Consider the following 629-nt stretch of genomic DNA (forward strand, 5'->3'; position numbering starts at 1 on the left):
CTTCAGGCGCGGCTGTATCCGTGCCGGGCATGATGGATACGACTCCTAACCTTGGAATAAGCAATAAAACCGGAAAGGGACGTGCGCCAAAGTCATGTTATCCGCCGTTTTCATGGCTTTTCAAACCCCCTTTTATTTCAATGTACTGCAATCAAGTAATGGGCCACGAAAAACGCTTGTTTGTAGAATGCCTCCATGCAAAACGCGGATTAACTGTCTTTGCCGCAAGTCCTTTTACCGATTTATCGCTTATTCCAAGGTTAAGAATCGTATCCATCATGCCCGGCATGGATACAGCCGCGCCTGAACGAACCGAAACCAAAAGCGGATCGCTAGGATCGCCAAGTTTCTTTTTCATTACGGCTTCAAGTCTTTTAAGACCCGCTTCTACTTCATCTTTTATTTGTTTTGGATATTTATTTTTATTTTCGTAGTATGCCGCGCAGACATCTGTAGAAATAGTAAAACCGGGAGGAACCGGAATTCCAAGATTGGTCATCTCCGCAAGGTTAGCGCCCTTGCCTCCCAAAATTGATTTCATCTTTGCGTCGCCTTCGGCTTTTCCTTTTCCGAAGAAGTACACATTTTTTTTACTTGCCACTTAAACCATCCTCCCTAAAGTATAACAC

General features: G+C 44.4%; 1 pseudogene. It reads right to left on the bottom strand.

Annotated elements, in window-relative coordinates:
- Positions 1-193: 193 nt before the first annotated feature.
- Positions 194-601 (bottom strand): annotated as a pseudogene (locus ACYVTD_RS15425) (PEP/pyruvate-binding domain-containing protein); the annotation flags it as partial.
- Positions 602-629 lie beyond the last annotated feature (28 nt).

Source organism: Treponema sp. R6D11, assembly GCF_054786075.1.